The 24,044-nt window shown below is 33.0% G+C and carries 32 protein-coding genes and 1 tRNA gene; 20 read left to right on the plus strand and 13 right to left on the minus strand.

Translation table 11 applies throughout. The features are described 5' to 3' along the window. Window positions 1-21 precede the first annotated feature (21 nt). Window positions 22-1,353 (minus strand): APC family permease, encoded by a 1,332-nt coding sequence (locus tag CS873_RS02720; protein WP_099974353.1) that lies wholly within the window; start codon window positions 1,351-1,353, stop codon window positions 22-24. 115 nt (window positions 1,354-1,468) lie between these two features. Here CS873_RS02720 and CS873_RS02725 point away from each other — a divergent pair, with 115 nt between their 5' ends. From CS873_RS02725 to CS873_RS02755, 7 genes are all read left to right on the plus strand, one after another. Beyond that, window positions 1,469-2,467, plus strand: a complete 999-nt coding sequence (locus tag CS873_RS02725) for a Gfo/Idh/MocA family protein (RefSeq protein ID WP_099974354.1) — start codon at window positions 1,469-1,471, stop codon at window positions 2,465-2,467. Between the two features lie 2 nt (window positions 2,468-2,469). After that, complete coding sequence (locus tag CS873_RS02730; RefSeq protein WP_245823072.1) at window positions 2,470-3,699, plus strand: DEAD/DEAH box helicase; 1,230 nt, start codon at window positions 2,470-2,472, stop codon at window positions 3,697-3,699. Window positions 3,700-3,721: 22 nt separating this feature from the next. After that, a tRNA-Arg gene (locus CS873_RS02735) sits at window positions 3,722-3,795 on the plus strand. 221 nt (window positions 3,796-4,016) lie between these two features. After that, window positions 4,017-4,220: a helix-turn-helix transcriptional regulator gene (locus tag CS873_RS02740; protein ID WP_099974356.1), complete on the plus strand. Its 204-nt coding sequence runs from the start codon at window positions 4,017-4,019 to the stop codon at window positions 4,218-4,220. Further along, a complete protein-coding gene (locus CS873_RS02745; RefSeq protein WP_099974357.1) occupies window positions 4,213-4,686 on the plus strand; it encodes a DUF6773 family protein in 474 nt (157 codons plus the stop codon). The genes CS873_RS02740 and CS873_RS02745 overlap by 8 nt, the downstream gene beginning before the upstream one ends. A 32-nt stretch (window positions 4,687-4,718) precedes the next feature. Next, complete coding sequence (locus tag CS873_RS02750) at window positions 4,719-5,006, plus strand: hypothetical protein (protein ID WP_099974358.1); 288 nt, start codon at window positions 4,719-4,721, stop codon at window positions 5,004-5,006. Window positions 5,007-5,133: 127 nt separating this feature from the next. Beyond that, window positions 5,134-5,448, plus strand: coding sequence for a hypothetical protein (locus tag CS873_RS02755; protein ID WP_099974359.1), 315 nt, complete (start codon window positions 5,134-5,136; stop codon window positions 5,446-5,448). On the opposite strand, the gene CS873_RS02760 is transcribed toward CS873_RS02755, so the two are convergent. Beyond that, window positions 5,410-6,432, minus strand: a complete 1,023-nt coding sequence (locus tag CS873_RS02760; protein WP_169922438.1) for an acyltransferase — start codon at window positions 6,430-6,432, stop codon at window positions 5,410-5,412. The two genes, CS873_RS02755 and CS873_RS02760, sit on opposite strands and share 39 nt — an antisense overlap. 243 nt (window positions 6,433-6,675) lie before the next feature. On the opposite strand from CS873_RS02760, the gene CS873_RS02765 reads away from it, so the two are divergent. From CS873_RS02765 to CS873_RS02785, 5 genes are all read left to right on the plus strand, one after another. Continuing rightward, on the plus strand, window positions 6,676-7,875 hold the full coding sequence (locus CS873_RS02765) for a quaternary amine ABC transporter ATP-binding protein (protein ID WP_099974361.1): 1,200 nt from the start codon (window positions 6,676-6,678) through the stop codon (window positions 7,873-7,875). Further along, the gene (locus CS873_RS02770; protein ID WP_099974362.1) at window positions 7,868-8,713 is read left to right on the plus strand and encodes an ABC transporter permease; all 846 of its coding nucleotides are present in this window, start codon (window positions 7,868-7,870) and stop codon (window positions 8,711-8,713) included. Before CS873_RS02765 ends, CS873_RS02770 begins: the two co-directional genes overlap by 8 nt. An 18-nt stretch (window positions 8,714-8,731) precedes the next feature. Next, window positions 8,732-9,634, plus strand: coding sequence for a glycine betaine ABC transporter substrate-binding protein (locus CS873_RS02775; protein ID WP_218924902.1), 903 nt, complete (start codon window positions 8,732-8,734; stop codon window positions 9,632-9,634). 196 nt (window positions 9,635-9,830) lie between these two features. Continuing rightward, on the plus strand, window positions 9,831-10,304 hold the full coding sequence (locus CS873_RS08100) for a hypothetical protein (protein WP_099974363.1): 474 nt from the start codon (window positions 9,831-9,833) through the stop codon (window positions 10,302-10,304). Between the two features lie 192 nt (window positions 10,305-10,496). Further along, window positions 10,497-11,294: a hypothetical protein gene (locus tag CS873_RS02785; RefSeq protein WP_099974364.1), complete on the plus strand. Its 798-nt coding sequence runs from the start codon at window positions 10,497-10,499 to the stop codon at window positions 11,292-11,294. Window positions 11,295-11,329: 35 nt separating this feature from the next. On the opposite strand, the gene CS873_RS08215 is transcribed toward CS873_RS02785, so the two are convergent. From CS873_RS08215 to CS873_RS08225, 3 genes are read right to left on the minus strand one after another with little or no spacing between them, the layout of a single operon-like run. Beyond that, window positions 11,330-11,812: an MFS transporter gene (locus tag CS873_RS08215; RefSeq protein WP_245823073.1), complete on the minus strand. Its 483-nt coding sequence runs from the start codon at window positions 11,810-11,812 to the stop codon at window positions 11,330-11,332. 11 nt (window positions 11,813-11,823) lie between these two features. Beyond that, window positions 11,824-12,285 carry an MFS transporter gene (locus CS873_RS08220; RefSeq protein WP_245823074.1) on the minus strand — a complete coding sequence of 154 codons (462 nt, stop codon included), beginning with the start codon at window positions 12,283-12,285 and terminating at the stop codon, window positions 11,824-11,826. Window positions 12,286-12,331: 46 nt separating this feature from the next. Continuing rightward, entirely contained in the window at window positions 12,332-12,493 is a 162-nt protein-coding gene (locus CS873_RS08225) for a hypothetical protein (protein ID WP_245823075.1), read from the minus strand. A gap of 174 nt (window positions 12,494-12,667) precedes the next feature. Here CS873_RS08225 and CS873_RS02795 point away from each other — a divergent pair, with 174 nt between their 5' ends. Both CS873_RS02795 and CS873_RS02800 read left to right on the plus strand, forming a co-directional pair. Then, window positions 12,668-14,110: an ABC transporter transmembrane domain-containing protein gene (locus CS873_RS02795; RefSeq protein WP_099974365.1), complete on the plus strand. Its 1,443-nt coding sequence runs from the start codon at window positions 12,668-12,670 to the stop codon at window positions 14,108-14,110. Continuing rightward, window positions 14,067-14,297: an ABC transporter ATP-binding protein gene (locus CS873_RS02800; protein ID WP_099974366.1), complete on the plus strand. Its 231-nt coding sequence runs from the start codon at window positions 14,067-14,069 to the stop codon at window positions 14,295-14,297. Before CS873_RS02795 ends, CS873_RS02800 begins: the two co-directional genes overlap by 44 nt. Here CS873_RS02800 and CS873_RS02805 read toward each other — a convergent pair. Genes CS873_RS02805 through CS873_RS02815 form a run of 3 tightly spaced genes read right to left on the minus strand, consistent with a single transcriptional unit; the run spans window position 14,294 to window position 16,642 of the window. Beyond that, window positions 14,294-14,725 carry a GNAT family N-acetyltransferase gene (locus tag CS873_RS02805; protein WP_099974367.1) on the minus strand — a complete coding sequence of 144 codons (432 nt, stop codon included), beginning with the start codon at window positions 14,723-14,725 and terminating at the stop codon, window positions 14,294-14,296. The genes CS873_RS02800 and CS873_RS02805 overlap by 4 nt on opposite strands. Before the next feature lie 58 nt (window positions 14,726-14,783). Then, window positions 14,784-16,124: a glycosyltransferase family 2 protein gene (locus CS873_RS02810; protein WP_099974368.1), complete on the minus strand. Its 1,341-nt coding sequence runs from the start codon at window positions 16,122-16,124 to the stop codon at window positions 14,784-14,786. After that, complete coding sequence (locus CS873_RS02815; RefSeq protein WP_099974369.1) at window positions 16,121-16,642, minus strand: DUF4064 domain-containing protein; 522 nt, start codon at window positions 16,640-16,642, stop codon at window positions 16,121-16,123. Before CS873_RS02815 ends, CS873_RS02810 begins: the two co-directional genes overlap by 4 nt. 101 nt (window positions 16,643-16,743) lie before the next feature. Here CS873_RS02815 and CS873_RS02820 point away from each other — a divergent pair, with 101 nt between their 5' ends. Next, a complete protein-coding gene (locus CS873_RS02820; protein ID WP_099974370.1) occupies window positions 16,744-16,956 on the plus strand; it encodes a DUF3923 family protein in 213 nt (70 codons plus the stop codon). 30 nt (window positions 16,957-16,986) lie between these two features. Here CS873_RS02820 and CS873_RS08105 read toward each other — a convergent pair whose 3' ends face one another. Further along, window positions 16,987-17,163, minus strand: coding sequence for a hypothetical protein (locus CS873_RS08105; protein ID WP_169922439.1), 177 nt, complete (start codon window positions 17,161-17,163; stop codon window positions 16,987-16,989). Between the two features lie 146 nt (window positions 17,164-17,309). Between CS873_RS08105 and CS873_RS02825 the strand changes: the two genes are divergently transcribed. After that, window positions 17,310-17,579, plus strand: a complete 270-nt coding sequence (locus tag CS873_RS02825; protein ID WP_099974371.1) for a LasU family protein — start codon at window positions 17,310-17,312, stop codon at window positions 17,577-17,579. 66 nt (window positions 17,580-17,645) lie between these two features. Here the strand turns inward: CS873_RS02825 and CS873_RS02830 are convergent, their stop codons facing one another. Then, window positions 17,646-18,506, minus strand: a complete 861-nt coding sequence (locus CS873_RS02830) for a class II fructose-bisphosphate aldolase (RefSeq protein ID WP_099974372.1) — start codon at window positions 18,504-18,506, stop codon at window positions 17,646-17,648. A gap of 379 nt (window positions 18,507-18,885) precedes the next feature. On the opposite strand from CS873_RS02830, the gene wecB reads away from it, so the two are divergent. Further along, on the plus strand, window positions 18,886-20,031 hold the full coding sequence (gene wecB / locus CS873_RS02835) for a non-hydrolyzing UDP-N-acetylglucosamine 2-epimerase (protein ID WP_138108130.1): 1,146 nt from the start codon (window positions 18,886-18,888) through the stop codon (window positions 20,029-20,031). Between the two features lie 10 nt (window positions 20,032-20,041). Here the strand turns inward: wecB and CS873_RS02840 are convergent, their stop codons facing one another. Together CS873_RS02840 and CS873_RS02845 are read right to left on the minus strand one after the other, a co-directional pair. Then, window positions 20,042-20,494, minus strand: coding sequence for a GtrA family protein (locus tag CS873_RS02840; RefSeq protein ID WP_099974373.1), 453 nt, complete (start codon window positions 20,492-20,494; stop codon window positions 20,042-20,044). A 4-nt stretch (window positions 20,495-20,498) separates the two neighbouring features. Continuing rightward, complete coding sequence (locus CS873_RS02845; RefSeq protein WP_099974374.1) at window positions 20,499-20,939, minus strand: flavodoxin; 441 nt, start codon at window positions 20,937-20,939, stop codon at window positions 20,499-20,501. A 126-nt stretch (window positions 20,940-21,065) separates the two neighbouring features. Between CS873_RS02845 and map the strand changes: the two genes are divergently transcribed. The 3 genes from map to galU are packed head-to-tail and all read left to right on the plus strand — an operon-like array spanning window position 21,066 to window position 23,737. Beyond that, window positions 21,066-21,857, plus strand: a complete 792-nt coding sequence (gene map, locus CS873_RS02850) for a type I methionyl aminopeptidase (RefSeq protein WP_099975330.1) — start codon at window positions 21,066-21,068, stop codon at window positions 21,855-21,857. A 26-nt stretch (window positions 21,858-21,883) separates the two neighbouring features. Beyond that, window positions 21,884-22,843 (plus strand): YihY/virulence factor BrkB family protein, encoded by a 960-nt coding sequence (locus tag CS873_RS02855; RefSeq protein WP_099974375.1) that lies wholly within the window; start codon window positions 21,884-21,886, stop codon window positions 22,841-22,843. After that, entirely contained in the window at window positions 22,844-23,737 is an 894-nt protein-coding gene (galU, locus tag CS873_RS02860; RefSeq protein WP_099974376.1) for a UTP--glucose-1-phosphate uridylyltransferase GalU, read from the plus strand. On the opposite strand, the gene CS873_RS02865 is transcribed toward galU, so the two are convergent. Further along, entirely contained in the window at window positions 23,738-24,022 is a 285-nt protein-coding gene (locus CS873_RS02865) for a hypothetical protein (RefSeq protein WP_099974377.1), read from the minus strand. Window positions 24,023-24,044: the final 22 nt, after the last annotated feature.

Raw genomic sequence — 24,044 nt, forward strand, 5'->3', positions numbered from 1 at the left:
AAAAAAGCTGACAATATATTGTCAGCTTTTTTTATTATATTTATGAATGTAGTAAACAGGTAACCCTAACAATGTAATTCCTATTCCTGTAATACAAAGTACAGGTTGTCTGAATAAAGTAGAAATAAGAATAAATGCTCCACCTAAAATTGCAATAATAGGGGGAATTGGGTAGAAGTTTATCTTGTAAGGTCTTTCTAAATCAGGCTCTCTTTTTCTCAAGATAAATACCCCAAAGAATAACATCATTGAGAATATCCACATAACAAATACCAACATATCAGTTAGAAAATCAAATGATCCCATCAATATCATCAGTACTGCAATGATTGTTTGAACAATACCTGCATTAACAGGAATCATAGTTTTCTTTGTAAGTTTTGAAAAGAACTTAGAAAAAATTAATTGGTCATCACTTCCTAATACGAAAGGTACACGAATACCAGTCATAGAATAGCCATTAATAGAACCAAAAACAGATATTAAAATTCCAATAGTAACAATTTTTCCCCCGATGTTACCAAAAATTCTCACAGCAGCATCAGAAGCTGCGTTTTCATTTCCAGGAATCAAATTGAATGGCAAAAATTTTACGAATACAAAGTTAATAAAAACGTACACTAGTGTGATTAAGAAGATACCGACAATAATAGATTTGGATAAATCTTTTTCAGGCTTTTTCATTTCACCAGCCATGTTACCAACGTTCATCCAACCATCAAAGGCAAACATTGTAGCTAATAATCCACCACCAAGGGATGACCAGAAATTAGAGTGTGATCCAGATGTAATAGGGAATAAAGAAAATTCATTTGTAGATTTAGTGAATAGTCCTACTACAATAATTAAAATAATAGGAATCAGTTTTGCAATGAGAGCAATTGATTGAATCGATCCACTGACTCTAGCACCTAGTAAGGTAGTTGCAAATAAAAATACAGCAATAGCGATAGCTATTGGCACAGTCCATCGGCCATCAGTTATACCCAGTAAGTTAAGGGTTTGAGTAGCGAAGATGATTGAGAGAGCACTAATCCCAGCAGGGTAATAAATTACCGATTGTGCCCAACCTAGTAAAAATGCTGGAACTTTTCCATAAATATGTTCGATGTATTTAAAAATACCACCAGCAATTGGCAATGCTGTAGCAAGTTCAGCAACGGTTAATCCTGCGTTAATAGTAATGAAACCTGCCAATATCCAGACAAAAACAGTTAAACTAGCGGAACCAGTTGCTTCTGTGACACTAGATATTTTGAAAAAGACACCTCCACCGATAACCAACCCCATTACGGTAGATAATGCATGAAAGAAACCAAGTTCTTTCTTTAGAAATTTTTGATTATTCTCCATATAATTGCTCCCAAAATTTTAATATATTTAATTATATGATATAAAGTGCTAATGCTGTATTGTTTTTTGTGGTAATTAATCATTTAAATAAGTAAAATATTAATGAGGTGATATTATGTTAAACTTAGGAATCATTGGAACCAACTGGATTACAAAGCAATTCATTGAAGCTTCAGATGAAACAAATAGCTTCAAGTTAACTCATATATATTCTAGAACTGAAGAAAAAGCAAAGGATTTTGCAGGTTCAGTTAACGCAGCTGACGCCAAAATTAGTACTGATTTGGAAGAATTCTTCAGTAGTGATGATTTTGATGTTGTCTATATAGCATCACCAAATTCATTGCATTATTCACAATCAAAACTAGCAATGGAACATGGTAAACACGTAATTGTAGAAAAACCTTCGACTGCCAATATTCGTGAATTTACTATTCTTGAAGAAACAGCTAAATCAAATAATGTTTATTTCTTAGAGGCAGCTAGACATATACATGAACCAATTTTTAAGAGTGCTGAAAAATATGTGAATGAGAACCGCTCTGAATTAACTGGTGGAACATTCTCATATATGAAGTACTCTAGTAAGTATGATGATTTCTTGGCAAAGAAAATTCCTAACGTATTTACTACTAAGTTCTCAGGTGGAGCATTGTATGATCTAGGCGTTTATGCAGTTTATGATGCCGTTGTATTGCTTGGTCGACCAGATAAAATCAATTATGATGCTGAAATCTTAGAAGGTGGAATCGACGGTAGTGGAGTGCTAACACTTAGCTATCCTGATTATGATGCTAACTTAATCGTTGGTAAAACAAAGAATTCTCACATACCATCAGAGGTTTATTTTGGTAAAAAGACATTATTATTAATGGATAATGGTGGAGATATCACCAATGTTACATTGGTAAATGGTAACAGCGAAGATCTAATTAGTAATGAAAAGAGTTCTAACCCTATGGATGCAGAAGCAGTTGAATTTGCCAGAATTATTGAAGAAAATGATCAAGCTGCATTTGAAAAATTACTAGGTTATTCTCGTACAGTTAATAAATTACTAGAACAAGCCAGAATTACTGCAGGAATTATATTTGAATCAGATAAGGAATATTAAAATTGGAAATACCTACAAAATTCCAAAATTATTTCAAACAGAATAATTTTGAAAAAATGACAACTATTCAAGAGACGGTTTTCGAACCTTTTATTAATGGTGAAGATTTTGTCGCTATGGCACCCACAGGTTCAGGGAAAACATTGGCTTTTGCTATGCCAATACTTCAAAATATTACACCGAATGATGGACTTCAAGTTGTTATTTTGGAACCATCACAGGAACTCGCAGTACAAGTTCGTAATGTAATTGCTCCTTTAGCTAAAGAGTTTGGCTGCAAGGTACAATCAATTACAGGTGGAGCCAATCCTAAACGTCAACTGGACAAACTAAAAGAAAAACCAGAGATTATTGTAGCTACTTTAGGTCGTTTAGATGATCTAGTTAAAGCAAAAAAAATTAAGTTGGCTACGGTTCAGACTGTTGTTGTTGATGAAGCAGATGAAATGTTGAACAGTACTAAACTTCAGTCAGTACGTGAGTTACTTTCTGATATGCCTGAGGATATACAATTGACATTTTTCTCAGCCACTGCCAATGACATATTTAATGATATGAAGAAATGGTTTGGCGTTGATTTTAATGTAATCGATCAAAGAAGTGACGAAAGTTATACCACAGGGATTAAGCATTATTTTATTAACACAACTGATGATGGCATGAAGGATATGCTTATTCGTCAAATGGCACATAATAGAAAATTCCTAGGTATGGTTTTCTTTAATAATTCTCGATCTTTACACAAAGTGATAAGTAGTTTGGATCACAATAAAACCAACTTTGTAGCTTTAGATAGTAAGATGTCCTCACAGTCTAGAAAAGAAGCACTACAATTATTTACAAGTAAAAAAGTGAATTTGATGTTAACTACAGATGTTGCCGCACGAGGTATGGACATCAATAACGTAACTAATGTCGTTAACTATATGGTTCCTAGAGATAAAAATGAGTATACTCATCGTGCAGGTAGAACTGGTCGTATGGGTAAAGAAGGTAGCGTTGTTACCTTTGGTAATACTCATGATTATCGTAATTTAAAGAGTTATACAGATTCTGAGATAGAAAAAGTATTCTTGAACGCTGATGGCTCTTTTAGTGATAAAGAAACATATAACAAAAAACGTAAGAAACGTGCTGAAACTTCTAAAGGTGATAAACCTAAGGCAAAGAAGCGCTTGCGTGATCAGAAGAACAAAGGTAAACGTCGTAAACCATCGACAGAATCAAAGTGATAAAGTATTCACTTTGTTACTTGGTCCCTTGGCTCAGTAGGATAGAGCAACTGCCTCCTAAGCAGTAGGTCCCCGGTTCGATTCCGGGAGGGATCATAAAAAAACCTCTATACATTTGTATAGAGGTTTTTAATTTATAGAGTCTTGTAAATTAAATTCATTTCCTAATTTATTCATATGGTGATTATTAAAATAGTCTATATATTTTATTTAAAACACTTTTAGTTAATAAAAGTGTTTTTTATTTTGTTGACAATCCATCAATGTGAGTTATAATTTGCAAAAAGACATATATATCTTACATGTGGGGAGGGCAAATGAAAAACAAGAAAATGAAAATAGCACGATTAGAAAAAGATTTAAATCAAAATGATTTGGCAAGTATAGTTGGAGTTACACGTCAAACCATAGGATTGATTGAGTCGGGAGACTATAATCCTAGCTTGAATTTGTGCATTGCAATTTGTAAGGCACTTGATAGAACACTAGATGAACTATTTTGGGGGAATGATAATGATTAAGAAAATAGATGAACGAGTAAAATTATTTCAGGGTAAGGTTTCAGGAGAAGTGCTATCTATATTGTTAGCTTTTCTCGTAATTGATATTTTTTATAAGTCTTTTTTTACAAACTTTGAATTTCAAAGCTATATATCTGAACTATATATGTTACTAGGCGTTACGTTATATATTATTATTCGTTATTTGATTGCTGGGAATGATCTAATTCAGGTTAAAGGTAGTTATATATTTGGGGGAATTTTTATAACCAGTATTTTAGTGACAGCTATTGGTGGTATTAGCAGTTATTCAAAGTATCACTCTTTTTATATTCAAAATAACTTCTCAACATTTTGGTTCGTTTTAGGCATCATGTTCTTAAGTTCATTTATATTAACGGGTATAATCTTCACGTTAGTTTACGTTATAAATAATAGACGACAAAAACAAATTGATAAGAAACTAGATATTGAAGAAAACGATTAGTAGGTTATCATTAACATTGCGGGGGTAATGTTATGAAATTAAAAACTATTAGATGTATTGCAATGGCGCTAATTTTGATAGTATTTATTGGTGGGATGTATCTTGAGAACCAGAATGTTTTAAGTTCAAGTCTTATATCACTAACTATGATGTTGTTAAATTTAATTATAGTTTTTGGGATTTATTTTATAAGTAAAATGCCGAGATATAAAGCTCAACAAAATCAAGCAGTAAGTAAAGTAATCGTAGTACCACTCTTGGTGATTCTGGCAATCATGATGTTGTTACCACTTATAATTCAATTTTTAATTGTTGTATAGTAAACGAAAAGGATGATCTCAATTTGAGATCATCCTTTTTTACATGCTCTAAGTAATATTAAAATAGTTATATATTTTTCGGGAATTATATGTAGCTATATTAATATTGATGTGTGAGGGGAAATTTATGAAGAAAAAAATTACTAGGTATATTGAAATAGTACTTATTTTAAGTGTTTTGGCTATGGGAATGTATCTTAAGGACGATAGTGTCATGGGCTTAGATCTTGCAATTTTAATGACATTTGCGTTCATACTAGTTATAGTAATTGGATTTTATGTTTTAAACATATTTCAAAACCTTAAGGAAAATGAATATCAATTAACAATGAAAACATTTTGGTTGCCATGGTTATACTTGTTTATTTTTATATTTGTATTATCAATATTAATAATGATTTTTTTATACGAGTATCTTATTAATAATAGGTATTTTACTTAGAATAAATGCTACTGCTGTTGAAATGACAAGAGTAATTACAAATATCCATAGGAAATCATTTGGATGAACGAATAATAAAACAATTTCAATAACTATTCCATGTATTAAGTAAATTCCGTAACTCAGAGGAGCTACCAATTTACCTGTACTTCTCATCCAATTAGGATAGGAGTCTTCCAATGATTGGAAATATAAAAAGATCTCCATAGATGCAAGCAAGACAAGTGGATCTTGTTCCACACTAACCGTTGCAAATTGTAATTCTGGATAAAGAAATTTAAAGAAGTTTTCGTATACAATCAGTACTATTAACATCAAACTAATAACTAAATGTGAGTTACCTTGGAAATAGGTGTTTTTAAGCTTTGATAGTCGATATCCCAGTAGGAAGTAACCAAGAAGTGGACTTCCGAAAGTATATATATGGAAGTATTTGCTAATATCTTTTGGTAATGAACTGGAGAAGAATGGAATTAGGATAAAAATTATCAACCACAACCATAATATGTAGTCTAAAGTTTTCATACTTATATTATCTATGGCAGCTTTTAAAAATGGAGAAATCAGATAAAAAGCTATCAAGGGATAGACAAACCAGTACGCTGGAGTAACAGGTTTTGTTAGAATCAGCCAAAAACTATGCCAAAAATCTATAATGCCAAAATGATGATCGATTTGCATAGTGGTCCATAATGTTGCAATTGACCAAATTAAAAATGGGATTACTAGCCTGGGTATTCTTTTTAAGAATAGGTAAGTAAGACTTTTTGTTCGTGGACTATTAAGAATTAAAGCACCACTGACCATCAAGAAAATAGGGACGGCTGGTAGCGATATACTGATGAAAGTATTCGCCAACATCCAGTTAGTATTAAAGGAAGGATGGGACCACTGATTTGATCCAGCGTGAGCCATGATAACACCAGACATTGCTAGAATTTTTAAAATATCAAAGTAAGTGACTCGATGATTTCGTTCTCTCACGCCTATTACCCCCATTCTACAAGTTAATATTCAAATTATGGGACAAAAAAGTTAAGAACTAGTTAAATGTTAAGAATTCCTTAAGATGGCATTTCTAGCAGGCTGACGCCGTGTAACCGCCTTAAAATCGGGTTTTTCAAGTACTCCATTTGATAGTGTCCCGTTTATTTGTTAGCATTTTAGTTATAGATTTTTACAAATGAAATCAAAATTTTCATGTAAAAAATTTAGTGGGAGGATTTAATGACTGCAAAAGTTGAAGTTAGAAATCTAACAAAAATTTTTGGAAACCGCTCAAATGCAGCTGGAGAATTATTGCTGAAGGGGACAAGTAAGCAAGAAATTTTAAAGAAAACAGGTGCTACAGTAGGTGTAGACAGAGCTAACTTTCAAATAGAAGATGGCGAAATATTTGTAATAATGGGTTTATCAGGTAGTGGTAAATCAACATTAATTAGAATGATTAACCGTTTAATCGAACCAACACACGGAGATATTTTTATTGATGGTGAAAATTTAACAAAACTTGATAAGAAAGCTCTACGCGAAACTCGTCGTACCAAGATGGGTATGGTATTCCAAGATTTTGGTTTGTTACCAAATAGAACTGTTATTCAAAATGTTGAGTACGGTTTGGAAATAAGAGGAGTTTCTAAAGAAGAAAGATACGATAAAGCTAGAAAATCATTATCCAAAGTAGGAATTGATGGCTATGATGATCAATACCCAGATCAGCTTTCAGGTGGTATGCAACAGCGTGTTGCTTTAGCACGTGCATTAGCTAATGGACCAGAGATTTTATTGATGGATGAGGCTTTCTCTGCTCTTGATCCTTTGAATAGAACAGAAATGCAAGATCAATTGATTGATCTACAAGAAGATTTAAATAAGACAATTATTTTCATTAGTCATGATTTGAATGAAGCCTTGAAATTAGGTGATCATATCATGATCATGCGTGATGGAGAAGTTGTTCAAACTGGTACACCAGAAGAAATTTTGACACAACCAGCTAATGATTATGTGGAAGCATTTATTGAAAATGTTGATCGTAGTAAGGTTCTGACTGCTTCAAATGTTATGATTCGACCAGTTATGATCAATATTGATAAACAAGGACCAAGAACTGCATTAAAACAAATGCGTGATAATGAAGTTTCCAATGGTTATGTTGTAAATAATAAGCGTGAATTAATTGGTGTTGTAGATGCTACGGATATGATTGAATTGATCAGATCCAAAAGTACAGACATGAAATCAATTGTAAAAACTGATATTCCAAAAACCGATGTTGATACACCAGTATCAGATATTATGGATGATATATCTACTTCTACAATACCTTTTGCAGTAACTAATGATAAAAATCAACTTCAGGGAATTATTGTTAGAGGTGCTGTTCTAGGTGTACTCTCAGGAATGGAGGTAAGTGACTTTGAATAATTTACCAAAATTACCATTAGCAGATTGGATCGATAAATTTGTAGCATGGTTAACACAATTTACAGGATTTTTTAATGGACTAACGAATTTTATAGGTGCTATTAATAGTACCTTCCAATTCATATTTGATTTATTACCTATATGGCTATTTATGATAATAGTTATCGGGGTAACTTATTTTGTTAATCGTAAACACCAAAGATGGAGTTTATTGATTTTTGAATTATTAGGAATGTTATTTATTTGGAATTTGGATTTTTGGCGTGATATGACACAGACTTTGTCATTGGTTTTGACATCTAGTCTTATCGCCTTGGTAATAGGTATTCCATTAGGAATTCTGATGGCAAAAAGTAACATTGCTAAGGTTATCTTAGAACCAATTCTTGATTTTATGCAGACTATGCCTGCGTTTGTTTATCTAATTCCAGCTGTTGCATTATTCGGTATTGGAATGGTGCCAGGTATTGTTGCTTCAGTTATCTTTGCAATGCCACCAACAGTTCGTATGACTAATATGGGAATTCGTGATGTTCCTAGTGACCTTATTGAAGTCGCTGATTCTTACGGATCTACTGAATGGCAAAAACTAATCAAAGTACAATTGCCATTGGCTAGAAATAGCTTGATGGCAGGTATCAACCAAAGTATGATGCTTTCACTTTCAATGGTTGTTATTGCTTCAATGATTGGAGCAATGGGACTAGGAACCAAAGTATACTTTGCCGTTGGTAGAAATGATGCTGGTAATGGATTTACTGCTGGTTTGGCAATTGTTATTTTGGCAATCATTATGGATAGATTGACACAATCGTTGATCAAGCAACGAGAAAATTAATATGGGTGGGGTGATTCTTTGAAATTTAAAAAAGCAATTATTCTATCAGGTTTATTATTATTGATACTACCTATATTGGCAGGATGTACTACTACATTGAAAAAATATGATGCCAATGAAAAGCTAGGTCCACAAGTCAATTACACAATCACAGGTATAGACGCGGGGGCTGGTATCATGGCTACTACACAAACTGCTATTCAAAAGTACGGTTTGAATATATCAAATTGGCAATTACAAACCAGTTCAACAGCAGCCATGACTAGTACACTTGATAAGGCAATTGAAAATAAACAGCCAATTGTTATAACAGGGTGGCAACCTCACTGGATGTTTACAAAATATCCAATCAAGTTTTTGAAAGATCCTAAAAATGCTTATGGATCATCAGAACATATAAACACCATTGTGCGTAAGGGTTTAAAGAGTGATATGCCAGAAGCATACACAATTTTAGATCGTTTCCACTGGAAGTCAACTGATATGTCATCAGTAATGTTAGACGTTAATGCAGGTATGGATCCTTCCAAAGCTGCAAAAAAATGGATTAAGAATAATCAAACTCAGGTTAATCAATGGACAGACGGCGTTAAAAAAGTTAATGGCAAAAAAATCAAATTAACTTATGTCGCATGGGATTCTGAAATTGCATCGACAAACGTTGTAGCTGAAGTCTTGAAAGAGCACGGCTACTCTGTGACTATCCAATCCATGGAAATGCAACCAATGTGGGCTTCCATCGCGACAAATGCCGCTGATGCGCAAGTTTGTGCTTGGTTACCAAATACATCCAAACAGTTCTACGATGACTACAAGGGCAAATATGACGACCTAGGACCTAATCTAGAAGGTGCCAAGGTTGGATTGGCAGTTCCTAAGTATATGACTAATATAAATTCAATCGAAGATTTGAAAAAATAAAGAAAAGCATTCTCACTAATATTTAGTGGGAATGCTTTTTTATTTAACGTCGAATATAAAATTCTTAAAATTATTGTATATTTCTATATCAAATAACAATTGGAAAATGGTCTACGATATTCGATATTTTTGCAAATTTGTTGCTATTATGGAACGACATCTTATTATTAGATGACTAATCATAAAGGAATGAATCATGCTTAAAATTAAAAATAGTATTATTTTTGCAATATTTATCTCAATAATATTATTTGCTGGAATCATTAAAATTAATAGTACAGATGTATATGCTGCTCCATTTGCTACATTTAATGGGTTTAAAAATTTTAATGGTATATCTAATCAAAAATTTTGGCCATACGGAAATACCACTGGTTGGCAGCAAAGCGCTATTGAAGATGCTTTTTATAAATGGAATTCGTCAAATGGGCAAGGTGTTCGTACTCCTATGAATCTCTCTCATACAAGTGATAAGGCGAAAAGTATCATTGATCTTTCCTATGCAAAAAGTTGGTGGGATGTATCTAGAACTAGAACAGGTGAAACAACTTATTGGAATTGGGGAAATAAAATTGTAGGACCTAATGCGAATTGGTCATCTGCCCATTCAGTTTGGGGGTACAGATTGGCATTACAGTACAGGAATATTTGCAAATACAGCAACCGGTAATATATATAAGAAGCAAACTTTTGCTCATGAAATAGGTCATGCTGTTGGATTAGCACATAATATTGATTTTTCATATATGACTATTATGAGGCCGGACCTTGCAACTATTCCTAGAACAGTTACTGGGCCATGGTTTAATGATCTTTATGGCATTAATTATCTTTATAAATAATTATATAAGGAGAAATTTTTATGAAAAAATTTACAATTATTTTATTGGTTATAGTTTTTATTCTACCAATATCAGCATGTTCCAACAAAAATACTGCAAAGAATTCAAATGAACAAAATCCTAAAATTGAAATGAAATCATTAATCTCCAAGAACAATAAAAATTGGAAGTCTAAAGTTAAGAGTACCAAAGTTGAATATACACAGTCAGCAGAATCTCTATATCCTCTAATTCCCAAAAATTTAGAAGACTTCAAAACTCTGGATTCAACTGTAATTGAAGGTACTATTCTTAATCTAGAAGAAATGTATGGTGCTAAGAATACTGCGACTACAAAAGCAACTATTCAAGTTAATGAGATTATATCAGGAAAAGAGAAAGTCCAAGGACAGATTATCCATGTTATTTTTAGAGGTGGATTCACTAGTGTCAAAGATCTTTATGACGGATTTGCAGATAAGGCAAGAGCCAATGGAGCAACATTTGACCCAGAATCCTCTGAAAAAGTTTACATAGAATATCAAGATGATCCGATGCCTGAGATCGGTTCAAAGATTATTACAGGAATCAATCCTAATAGATCAGATGGATTTAACGATATATATGATAAATATCTTCTGGCAAATGGATTGGGTGGTAAGGATTCATATTCTGTTTCAGTACCGGAATATAACATTTGGATAAAAGCTCCTAATGCAGATAAATTTATTATAAATAATCCGGAATTGAATAAGATGAAAGGTGCTGATTCTGAAAATAGTTTGGCACAACAATTAAATCAATTAACAGTTAAATTTAATTCCAAGTACAACAAGTAAAAGCATTCTACTACAATGAGTAGAATGCTTTTTTATTAATTATTATTTACTTTTCTCTGTTGGTTCATGAACGCAATAAATGATATTCCGGTTAGAATAACAGCTACGACACCATAAACTACAAAGGAATCTATAACACCAAATCTAGAGAACAGACTGGTAATGATTATAGTTTCCAAGAACATCAATCCTGCTGTCAGTGTATTCACACTTGATATAAGAGATGTTCTAATCTGATCATTTGAAGCATCTTGCACTACTGCATTTAATGAAGTATCGACGAATTCAAACGAGAATTCGATTGCAAAGTAGGCGATTAATAGAGTTATAAAGTATTCTCCCTTGATCATTGCAAATGAGATAAGCGTTATACCAAGAAATATACTGATAGCACGTTTAGTTCCGATTCTTTGCGAAATCTTTTCGATTGATACTGATGCTACAGCTGAAAGTGCTAGAGCAATTGTCAAAATAGTTGCTGATGTAAATGGTGTTAGATGTTTTGCAGAGAGTAGCATCTGAGCAAAGTTCAGCAATGCTGAAATAGTGAGATTGTAATAATCAGGTATCTAATTTCTTTGAGTTTTAGAATACTAAACAATTCGATGAACATATCCTTTATACTCATTAGTTCTTCATCATCATCTGGATCGATGTCATCAGATTCTTTGTTGATGAATAATAATATAAAGATAGAAAGTACCTGAGTTAAAATTTCGATAATGAAAATACTTTGCCATGAAATAGTTGTTAAGTAACCACCAATCATTGAACTGACAGTTAAACCAATAATTGTTATAGCTTCAAAAATTCCAATTTTGTGTTGGTAGCTTTGTTCAGGATTAGTTTGATAAATCAATGTTTGATCGCTACCAGAAATCATTGACAGTCCTGCACCATAGGCTACAAAACCAATAATCAGGCTAATGTACCCTAGATTCAATAAAAGTGCTAGCAAGTAGATTATTATCAGAATATGTTCGATGTTCATAACTTTTTTAGCACCTAATCGGTCACTTAAAACTCCAGAAGGAAATTCAAAGATAAAACATTGCCAATGTTAGCAATGTTTGCAAAAAACCAATCTGAACAGTGCTATATCCTTGATGCTGTAAATAATTGATCCAAATAGATCTTTCAAAAAATAATGCTCCCCAGAATGCATAAACATAGAGTCTGTTTTGCTTAAAATGTGCCATAATACTTCCCCGTAATCCACAAAAACGTATGTAATAATTTTCATTATTTTTTGCCTATAAATAATGCTTTGGGTTAAGTATATAAGAAATAAATTAAAATACAAACGGTTTATCTAATATTTATTAGAAGGGTTATAATTAACAGGAATACTTTTATATTGTGGGGGGAGCACTATGAAAAAGTATATTATCTCACGTAATTTTTTAATTTTCGGAATATATTTGTTGTTAACTTTGTTTCACAGTGCAATCAATGTTAGTTATGCTGGCTTTATCAAATTTCTAACAGAACTAGCAACTGGCCAGAAACATATTACGATAAGTTCTTTAATATTAATTGTCGTCGTCTATGCTTTCATAGTTTCCTTCTCTAATTTTATTGCTGGTTATTTGAAGAATAACTTAATTTTTAGAGGAATATACAACTTGAGAAGGGAAGTATTTTCAAAATTACTAGGTAAAGATGTTGGAAGTTATGGCAACAGTGATATAGGAAAAAGTTTTTCATTACTTGGACAAAAAACAGAAATTATAGAGCAGTACTATTTTGGATCCGTCTTCACAATTATTTCTTACACGATGCAAGTTGTTTTGGCAGTAGTTTATTCGTGGTACTTAAATCAGACAATGACAATTTTTATTTTGATATTAGTTGTTCCGTCAGTATTATTGCCGTTTTTTAGTGAGAACATTTTAAGGAAAATAAAAGAACCACTTTTGAAAGATATTGAAACTTATACAAGTCTTGTTTCCGATTGGTTAAGTGGATTCACAACAATAAAAAATTTTAGTAGTGAATTTTTCTTAAAAAGAAAGCACGATTCTAATGCAGCAAATCTACTAAATGATCAAAGTAAAGACATTTTGGTTAGGAAGATAGTAAGTAGTTTGTCTCAATTCTTAGGGGATTTCATGTACTTAGGAACATGGGTAGTGGGAATTATTCTTATTTGGAATAATAATCTAGGACTAGCTACATTTATGGCATTTACGCAGTTGTCTGGCATTATTTCATTTCCAGTTGAATCGATAACTAACACCTTGTCTGATATATTTGGTGGCAAGAGCGCTTATAGGGAATATCTTTCATTCTTGGAAGAGGTTGAAGATCAGTCTAATAAAAATAATGACCGTCAAATAAGTATTCGTAGTCCGTTTATTGAAATTAAAAATGTAGATATAGAGAACACTAATCATATCCTTCCAACTAATGTAAATATGCAGATTAACCTCGGAGAAAAAGTGCTACTTTGTGGGGAAAGTGGTTCTGGTAAGACCACTATTTTGAATAGTATTCTGGGTTATAAACAAATTTCTAAGGGAAACATATCGATAGGTGGAGACAATATAAGCAATCTATCATCGGAACAAATTGTTAAAGTTATTGGTTATCAAGAACAGAGAACTTATATATTTTCTGGAACAATCTTAGAAAATATTACGGTATTTTCTTCTAAATTCTCTGATGAAGAAATTCAAAGAGCAATGAAAATCACTGGTTTCGATAAGGTTGTAGAAAAAATGCCTAACCAATTAGGAACAATGGTTGGGCAAAATAGTACTATTCTTTCAGGTGGAGAGACAGAGACTTGGAATTACAAGAAATATTCTTTTTAATAAGCAATTTCTTCTAATTGATGAATTGGCAAGTGGGTTAGATGTACCATCTGCCAAAACTCTGGAAGATGATCTATTTAAATTAAAAATTGGATTCATCTATGTTTCTCATGATGTAAGTGATTTGACAGATAAACGTTTTGATAAAATCTATCAAATATCAAACAAAACTGTGAAGCTGATTTAATAATCTAGTTTCATATCATGATGTAAAATTCCGGCATCTAAATATTGATCTCCAATAACTTTGAATCCTAATTTTTTGTAGAACCCCTGTGCTTGATCTTGAGCACCTAAGATGGCATATTTGTAGTTTTCTTTTTTAGTATGTTCAATGATATCTTCGATTAATAGAGAGGCAATGCCTTTTTTACGTGATGATTTAATTACAGCTACACGTTGGATATGAACGCCACCATCATCGGTAGGAAAGTATCTGGCAGTGGAAATTGCTTTGTCATCTTCATAGATAGTGACATAGGTACACTTATCTTCGTATTCGTCTACTTCCATATTTTCTGGCACGTTTTGTTCATCAATGAACACTTCTTTACGAATAGCTAATCCGTCAGTATAGATGTTTGAATTTAGGTCATCAGAATATTTTATTTGCATAGGTTATTCTCCTTTTGCATTTAATTCTAACAAAAAAAGAAGCTCAATGAGCTTCTTTTTAATTTTGTGTCTTTTCTTCTTCGATATTTTCCATATCAACATTTCGTACTGGACTGACCCAAGTACCATGGCCATATCCCATAATTGTTTTGATAGCAGGGATAAATGTCATAACAAGTGCTAAGGCATTAACCTGCCAATAAACAATCATGTATATCGGCATAAAGAACAGGTATTTCAGTTTCCTGCCTCGATCGTCGACGATAAGAGCAGATAATAACTGCAACAATCCGGCAAACATTTCAAAGGCAACAAAGATAAACGCCATGGCAAACATGTGGAAGAGTCGCTCATCATTTCCTAGGAAAATAAATCTTACTGCGGTAATTAAAAATAGAATAGTTGTAATAAAGTAGAAGAATGACCATAGGATACTTAATGACTGATCAAGTAAGAAAACTAATTGTCGATTGTACTTCACGGGGTGGGTGATGATTTTCATGAAGTTAGTTAGCCAAACTTCAGTACCACCTTTTGCCCATCTCTTACGTTGATTATAAAGACTTTGAAGATCATCAGGCACATTCATGTAGAACATAATATTTGGTGCGAAAATAGTAGACCAGCCACCAATTTGATGATCCCAAGCAATACTGATATCCTCTGTGGCACGGTCTTGTCTGAATAAACCAACATCAATCAGCGCATCACGACGGTACATAGTGTTAGCACCACTATATGCGTACATATTTCCAAGAGCGGCGATTTGCCCACGTTTGATAACACCAACGATACTTGAAAATTCTACAGTTTGCGATTTTGTGATAATTTTACTTCTGTTTTGAACATCCATGTTGGCTGTAACAGCAGCTACGTTTTGACCTTCTTCACCATTGAAGTAATTCATGTACTTCCAAAGTGCATCAGGTTCTGGAATAGAATCAGCGTCGTTACTTAGGATAAATTCACCGTGTGCAAAAGCCACACCGACGTTAAAAGCATGTGCTTTACCCTGATTCTTTTCAAAGTGAACAACACGTAGATTTTCGTATTTTTTCATCAATCGATCTAAGATTTCAGGTGTTTTATCTGTAGATCCATCATCGGTAACTAGTATTTCATAGTTTTTATTATCATAAGTAAGATCATTCATTAGATAATTGATAGTATGTTCAATCATAACTTCTTCATTGTGAGCAGGAATCATGATTGTTATGAATGGTTCATTTTCAGGATCAAACTTTTCATAGTTGAGAATTTTGTGACCATAGATAGTTTGATAGCAGATAACACCGATGAACCAGCAAAATGCTCCCAAGATAGGGTAGGAAACAAGTATCAAAAGAATAAAGTTCATCGTAGCGTCAAATGTAGATAGACCAGTATTCAAATGTATCATTTGTTTGCCTCCGCTTCTTTATATATTTCTCTAATGGTATCTGAATCTAGATTTTGTTCTGGTTTCACAGAATAATATTTGATTGAGCGGCGGACTTCAGGTTGACCGAATTCTTCAGTATAGAAATCCTTCATTGCATTACGTCTTGTAAGCAAGCGCTCTTGATCGTACTTAGTTTCTTTTTTAGTGTGATGTTTTGTATAGTAATTGTTTTGGATAGTGAAGATGATAGTAATTAGCGCAATTACTACAAAAGCAATGATGAAGAATCGACCAAATCCATAGAAGAGATCACGTCCTTCTTGATAATTCCAAATAGTTCTTAAAGTTTTTTTGTTAAAAAATAATGTTGCAGAAATTGTCCAGTATATTGGAATGATAAAGCACATCCAACCCAGAATAACTATTACAGTCTGACGAAATTTAAGCCAGAAGTTTCCTTTTTCAAAATATTTGTCATTAATGTATTTTTCAGCAGTCTTACGTTCTTCATGCTCTTTAGTATTTTGTTCTTTCATACGTTTCCCCTATATTTGTATACTAAAATATGTTGTAATTTATAACAAAATAAATTATAACTGTATGTGAGTGAATTAACAATTACTATAAGGGGGTTATTATGAAAATTTGGTGGGGTGCTAATATATTTTGGATTATTGCTTATGCTGTAATCACGATAATTATTTATGTTAGAAAAGTTGATGGGTCAGGTGTGGTACAAACACCAGGTTTAAAAACAGCAACTTTCATCGTATGGACAAGCTTTATTATTTTGGTATTCTTTGTTCAAATGATTATTTATTTTGTAATGAAGCGAAATGTAAAACAATAAAAAAAGAACATCTCATGTGAGATGTTCTTTTTAATTTCTTTTTTGATTAACTTGTTTAGTTTTCTTTTTGTTTTTATCTTTATTGTCATCTTGTTTGACATCAAATTTAATAATTTTTTCAGCGGAGTCTTTTCCCATCATTTTGTCAAGCATTTTTGATAGTTGGTTGAACTGTTTAATCATAAAATCGTCATCTTCTAAGCTCATCTTGATCTCCTTGGGATATGATGTAATCAAGTATACTATAGATTAATATGTAAAAGATGATAATTATTTTTATTAACTACTTTTGGGGTGTGATGTAATAATTATCAGATATTGTTTGGGGGTTCAAATTATATGGGGGCGTTAACATGAGAACAAAAGTATTAATGGCACTACCAACGGTTATTTTGATAGCCATTGCAGTTTGTGGATTGATAATTGGCAATAAAGACTATATAGCTTGGGGTATGGGTCTTATGTACGTATATAATCCGCTTATTTTCTTTGTTTTTGAGATGGGTAATTCTTATCGTTTAGATAAAGAATGGACTAAATCTAGAATTATATTTGACACATTTATAATTGGGACGTGGGTCATCGTTATCTTGATAGGATTTTATTTAATGGGACATAATTAAACTGTATTTATAATAAAAAAAGAACATCTCATGTGAGATGTTCTTTTTAATTGCTTAAATTTTAAATTAAGCTTTAGGTGTACCAAACCATTCGATACGTTCTTCAACTGTATCTTGGATAGCTTGTGTACCAGGTGCAAGAAGTTTACGAGGATCAAATCCTTTACCTTCTAGATCTTTACCTGCTTCGATGTATTCGCGAGTTGCTTTAGCGAATGCAAGTTGACATTCTGTATTAACGTTAACTTTTGAAATACCCATTGAGATAGCTTTAACGATTTGTTCCTTAGGAATTCCTGAACCACCGTGAAGTACTAGAGGTGTCTTGATAGCGTCTCCTAGTTCTTGTAGACGATCAAAGTTTAGTCCTTGCCAGTTAGCTGGGTAAACACCATGAATGTTACCAATACCAACAGCTAGGTAATCAACACCTGTGTCAGCTAATTGTTTTGCTTCATCAACGTCAGCAATTTCACCGGCACCAACGATACCGTCTTCTTCACCACCAATTGAACCAACTTCTGCTTCAACTGAGATTCCTTTAGCATGTGCTAAAGCAACGATTTCTTTAGTTTTTTCTAGGTTTTCTGCAAATGGTAGGTCATGTCCATCGAACATAACTGAGTTGTATCCAACTTCGATACATTCTTTAGCAGCTTCGTAGTTACCGTGATCCAAGTGCATGATAACTGGAACAGTGATATTCATTGCTTTTACTGTAGATTCTACAAGGTTTTTACATAATTCGTAACCACCCATATATTTAGCAGCACCCATTGATGTTTGGATTAGGATAGGAGTTTGTGTTTTTTCAGCAGCAGCCAAAATTGCACGAGTCCATTCTAGGTTGTTAGTGTTAAAAGCACCAACAGCATATTTACCTTCACGAGCTTTTTTGAAAATTTCGTTTCCGTTAGTTAAAACCATGATAGTCCTCCAAAAGTTTTTTAATTATACAATGTCTATTTTAACTCAAAATATTGATAAATAGAAATGTTTTGTTGAAGTATTTTCTGTAAATTAATATCAAATTATGTGAAAATAAATAAAAGATAAAGCACCTAGTATGCAAGAAAGTATTACTAGCGTGATCCATGCCGCTTTTGCAGAAAAGTCCTTTGTGAAACTTAGGTAGATAGAAATAATAAAAAAGAATCCCCAAAAGAGTATAAAAATACCTGCAATCATTAAAATTATAATTGAATTTGTCATATTACAAATTATAGCAGTTTAGATTGTATAAAATTGGTTTAGTATAGTTTTCTTTTTTGATATACTTCTATATAAGTAACTACGAGGTGATAAAGTGGATAAAATTAAAGTAATGACCGTTTTCGGTACTCGACCAGAAGCTATCAAGATGGCACCACTAGTACTAAAATTAAAAGAAAACAGTGATCGTTTTGAAACTGTTACAGTTGTTACAGCTCAACATCGTCAGATGTTAGATTCTGTTTTGGAAATTTTTAATATCCAACCTGACTACGATTTAAATATTATGCGTGATCGTCAAACTCTAAGTGGTATTACAGGATTAGTATTAAGAGAGCTTGATTCTATCATCGAGAGTGAGCAACCTGACATGGTTTTGGTTCACGGTGATACTACTACTACTTTCAGTGCTTCACTATCTGCTTTCTATCATCAAACAAGTATTGGTCACGTTGAAGCAGGTCTTCGTACATGGGACAAATATTCGCCATGGCCGGAAGAAATGAACCGTCAAATGACTGATGATTTGGCAGATTTATACTTTGCACCAACGACAGAAAGTAGAGCAAATCTGTTAAAAGAAAATCATTCAGAAGAAAAGATATTTGTTACTGGTAATACTGCAATTGATGCTTTAGAAGGAACGGTTAATCAAAACTATCATCATGAAATTTTGGATAGTCTAGATCCTGACAAGAAGATGATCTTAATTACTATGCATCGCCGTGAAAACCAAGGCGAACCTATGCGACAAGTTTTCAAAGCAATGCGCAAGGTAGTAGATAACAATGATGATATTGAATTAATCTATCCAGTCCACTTGAATCCAGTGGTTCAAGAAACTGCACAAGAAATTTTAGGTGATGATAGTCGTATTCACCTGATAGATCCTCTTGATGTTGTGGATTTCCATAACTTAGCATCTAAAAGTTATTTCATCATGACTGATTCTGGTGGTGTTCAAGAAGAAGCACCATCGTTAGGTAAGCCAGTATTGGTACTTCGCGATACTACGGAGCGTCCAGAGGGTGTAGAAGCAGGAACACTCAAATTAGTAGGTACAGATGCAGATGTTGTAGAACGAGAAATGAATCGTTTGATCAATGATGAAGTGGAGTATCAACGAATGGCAAATGCTAAAAATCCGTATGGTGACGGAAAAGCATCAGAAAGAATTGCTGATGCAATCAGTTATCATTTCAATCAAATTAATAAAAAACCAGATGAATTTGGAAATTAAAAAGAGGCCGTTAGGCCTCTTTTTTGTCTTTTGATATTTGTTTCATTTTTTCTAATAAGTGACGGTTGTTGTAATTGAAAATAATTTTTGATGAAAAATAATTGAACAATCCAATAAGTATTTGGTCGATTATTTTGATCACAAAACTACTCCATGGCAATACCATGACTGCTACTACCATGAAGATATCATCTATCAATAAGGCTAGTAATCTTGAAACTAGAAAATAAGATGATTCCTCGGCTAGTTTTTTAAATCCTTCAAAAGGAACTTTAAAAACAAATCGTCGAGTCACCACAAATGAGAATATATTTGCTAATAGCCAAGCTACAGTATTGGCAAACAACACCTTAAGATGAAATTGACTATGGATAGCAGTAAAGACAAATATATTGATAACTGATGCTAAAAATCCAAAAAAGCAATATACGAAAAATTCACGGTACTTATTATAAAATTTCATAGTTTTATACCTTTTTCATTAACTCCTCAGCAAATTCGTCAAGATCTGCAATATCTTTTTCTTCAGGTTCCAGCTCAATTTTAACAGGTTCTGCACCTTTTATGGCACCAACCTGATCAAATATTTTTGCAAATTCATCTACAGCACGACAAAAGTCCCCATAGTAATGATCTCCAGAACCGCAAGTTCCATAAATTTTACCGGTTAAGTCTAGTTCTTGCATGTCTTCATAAAAATCCAAAGCTTCATCAGGAACAATTCCTTCATCGTATGTAAATGTAGCTATAACGCAAATGTCCACATCTTCAAAGTCAGCGGCATCAGTTTGTTGAATCTCACTAATCTCAACATCTGCACCTAATTCTTCAAACTTTTCTTCTAAGACATATGCAATATCTTCGTCATTACCAGTGACACTAGCATAAACAATTTTAACGTTTGTCATATGATTTAAGTCCTTCTTTAAAAGTCTCAAAACATTATAGCAAAATAAACAGTATCAAACCAAACAAAATATAAGCATAGTAATGATATAATGATTGTATTATTGATTTGGAAGGATATGAAGAATTTGATCACATTAAAATCTGAACGTGAAATTGAAGGTATGAGAAAGTCTGGAGCAATTATCGCCCAGGTTAATTTACATCTGAGAGATATTATTAAACCAGGTATTTCTACATATGAGATCGAAGAATTTGCTGACAAGTACATTACAGATCATGGTGCTACACCATCTGAAAAGGGATTCGAAGGATACAAATACGCAACTTGTGTTTGTGTGAACGATGAGGTAGCTCATGGAATTCCTCGTAAGAAACTTTTTCTTAAAGAAGGAGACATTGTCAAAGTTGATATGACAGTCAATCTAGATGGTTATGAGAGTGATTCTTGTTGGACATACGCAGTTGGAGAAATCTCTGATGAAGACAAACGTCTGATGGAAGTAACACACAAAGCTTTATATTTGGGAATTGATCAGGCAGTTATTGGTAACAGAATTGGTGATATTGGATATGCTATCCAAACATATGTTGAGGACAAAAATGGCTTTGGGGATGTTAGAGATTTGATTGGTCATGGTATTCAACCAACAATGCACGAAGCTCCTAACGTTCCACATTACGGTGAACCTGGTAAGGGACTTCGCCTAAAAGAAGGTATGACAATTACTATTGAGCCCATGGTAAACGCAGGTACATGGGAGATTGCTGAAAAGTTTGTCAAAGAAGACGGTTGGGAATATTTTGTTTCAGCTGACGGATCTAATTCAGCACAATATGAACATACAATTGCAATTACAAAAGATGGTCCAAAGATTCTAACTTCTCAAGATCCTGAGTTCGATGCTAAGTATCTATAAGTAGAAGTTAACATGGTGAGTATTTGATGGGTGAGAATAATCAAGAAACCCCAGTCTTTAAACAAGATATTTCTTTTAAGGATAAGATAATAGGGTTTGTCAAAATTATTGCAAGAGCACTGACTGATACAAATATTGGTCTCTCTTCCAAAGCAATAACATATTATATCCTGTTGGCAATGTTTCCACTGGTTATTATTATTGCTAATATAATTCCGTTATTTCATATTGATGTACCTTCGGTAATATCATATATTGAGTTCATAATTCCGGAGGATTTACATAAATATTTGATACCAACAATTCAAAAAGTTTTGACTAATTCCAACACTGGCGTTTTGTCTGTTGGTATTGTTATTGCTATTTGGGCTATTTCCAGAGGTATCAATATTTCTCAAATGATGATGAATCAAGCATACGGACTGGACATTAGTAATTTGTATGTTGAACAGACATTTTTTAATTACGTCATTAGAAGATTTTTAGCTTTTTTAACCACATTTGTTATGTTGCTATTTGGTGCTTTGGGAGTTGGGTTATTTACCTTTGGTCAGTTGGTAATAAGCTGGATAACCCCTACATTAGGTCTGAATTTGAATTTTCAGAGTTATTTTAATCAATGGAAATGGCCGTTTGGTATTCTTTTGATTTTTATTGTAATAATGATTTTGTACTTTTTCCTTCCTAACGTACGTTTAAGGTTACGTTATGTTTTGGTTGGTACCATTATTTCAACAACAGGAATACTAGGGCTGTCACAAGCGTTTTCAATCTATTTGAAATACTTCGGTGCTTCATGGGACAGTTATGGAGCTATTGGAGCTATCATTGTGTTCTTGTTATGGATGAATATGTCGGTTACAATATTTTTGTTTGGTAATGCTGTTAATGTTGGCTTTGCTGAATCATTTAGTAATCTGACAATAGAAAAAAATACCGGCAGAATATCTAATTATATGAAGTCGCGCGAAAAAGGAGACAATTAAATGAAAGTAAGAAAAGCTATTATTCCAGCCGCTGGACTAGGAACAAGATTTTTACCAGCAACTAAAGCATTGGCAAAGGAAATGCTGCCAATTGTTGATAAACCTACTATTCAATTTATCGTCGAAGAAGCAAAAGCTTCGGGTATTGAAGATATTCTGATCATTACTGGTAAAAACAAAAGATCTATTGAAGATCATTTTGATTCAGTTCCTGAATTGGAACAAAATCTTAGTGAAAAACACAAAACTGAACTTTTGAAAGTTGTTCAATCAACTACAGATCTTGGCGTAAACTTGTACTACAGCCGTCAAGCTCATCCAAATGGTTTGGGAGATGCTGTTTTGCAAGCTAAATCATTTATTGCAGACGAACCATTTATAGTTATGTTAGGTGATGACCTTATGTCAGATAAGGTTCCGCTGACAAAACAATTAATTGATGATTATGAAAAAACACACTCATCAACCATTGCGGTTATGCGTGTGCCAGACAAAGATGTTTCAAAATATGGAATTATTGATCCAGAACAAGAACAAGTTCCTGGACTTTACAACGTTAAGAATTTTGTTGAGAAACCTGATGTAGCCGATGCACCTAGTAATCTAGCTATCATCGGTAGATATTTACTAACACCAGAAATTTTTGACTTACTTGAAAGTCAAGAACCAGGTGCAGGTAACGAAATACAACTAACTGACGCCATCGATCGTATGAACAAAACTCAAAGAGTATTTGCTCATGAGTTCAAGGGTGATCGTTTCGATGTTGGTAACAAGTTTGGTTATGTTAAAACAAATATTGATTATGGATTGGTTCATCCAGAAGTTAAAGATGAATTGGAAACTTATATCCTAGATTTGGCAGAAAAAATTCAAAAAAAGAATAAAAAATAATTAACCTAATAAAATGCGATTATCACTTACTCGAAACCCGAATAATTGATAGTCGTTTTTTTGATAAAAGTAGAAAATTGGTAATTCTAGTAATTCTTTTTTGTTAATCAAAAGTGAAAATTCCCAGTTTTTCAATGCTGTTATCTTAGTTGAGTGCACTAAAAAAATACCTTCATCAGTGACTTTGATATCTACCACGTTAAGGAACGTGTCATCGTTTTCTATACAGATGAAGTTATTTTTATTAAAATCGTTTAATAGGATTAATAAATCTATTGCTCTCATTTTATGCCTCAAATGTTGTTAT

Source organism: Companilactobacillus metriopterae, assembly GCF_002762335.1.
GTDB classification, from domain to species: Bacteria; Bacillota; Bacilli; order Lactobacillales; family Lactobacillaceae; genus Companilactobacillus; species Companilactobacillus metriopterae.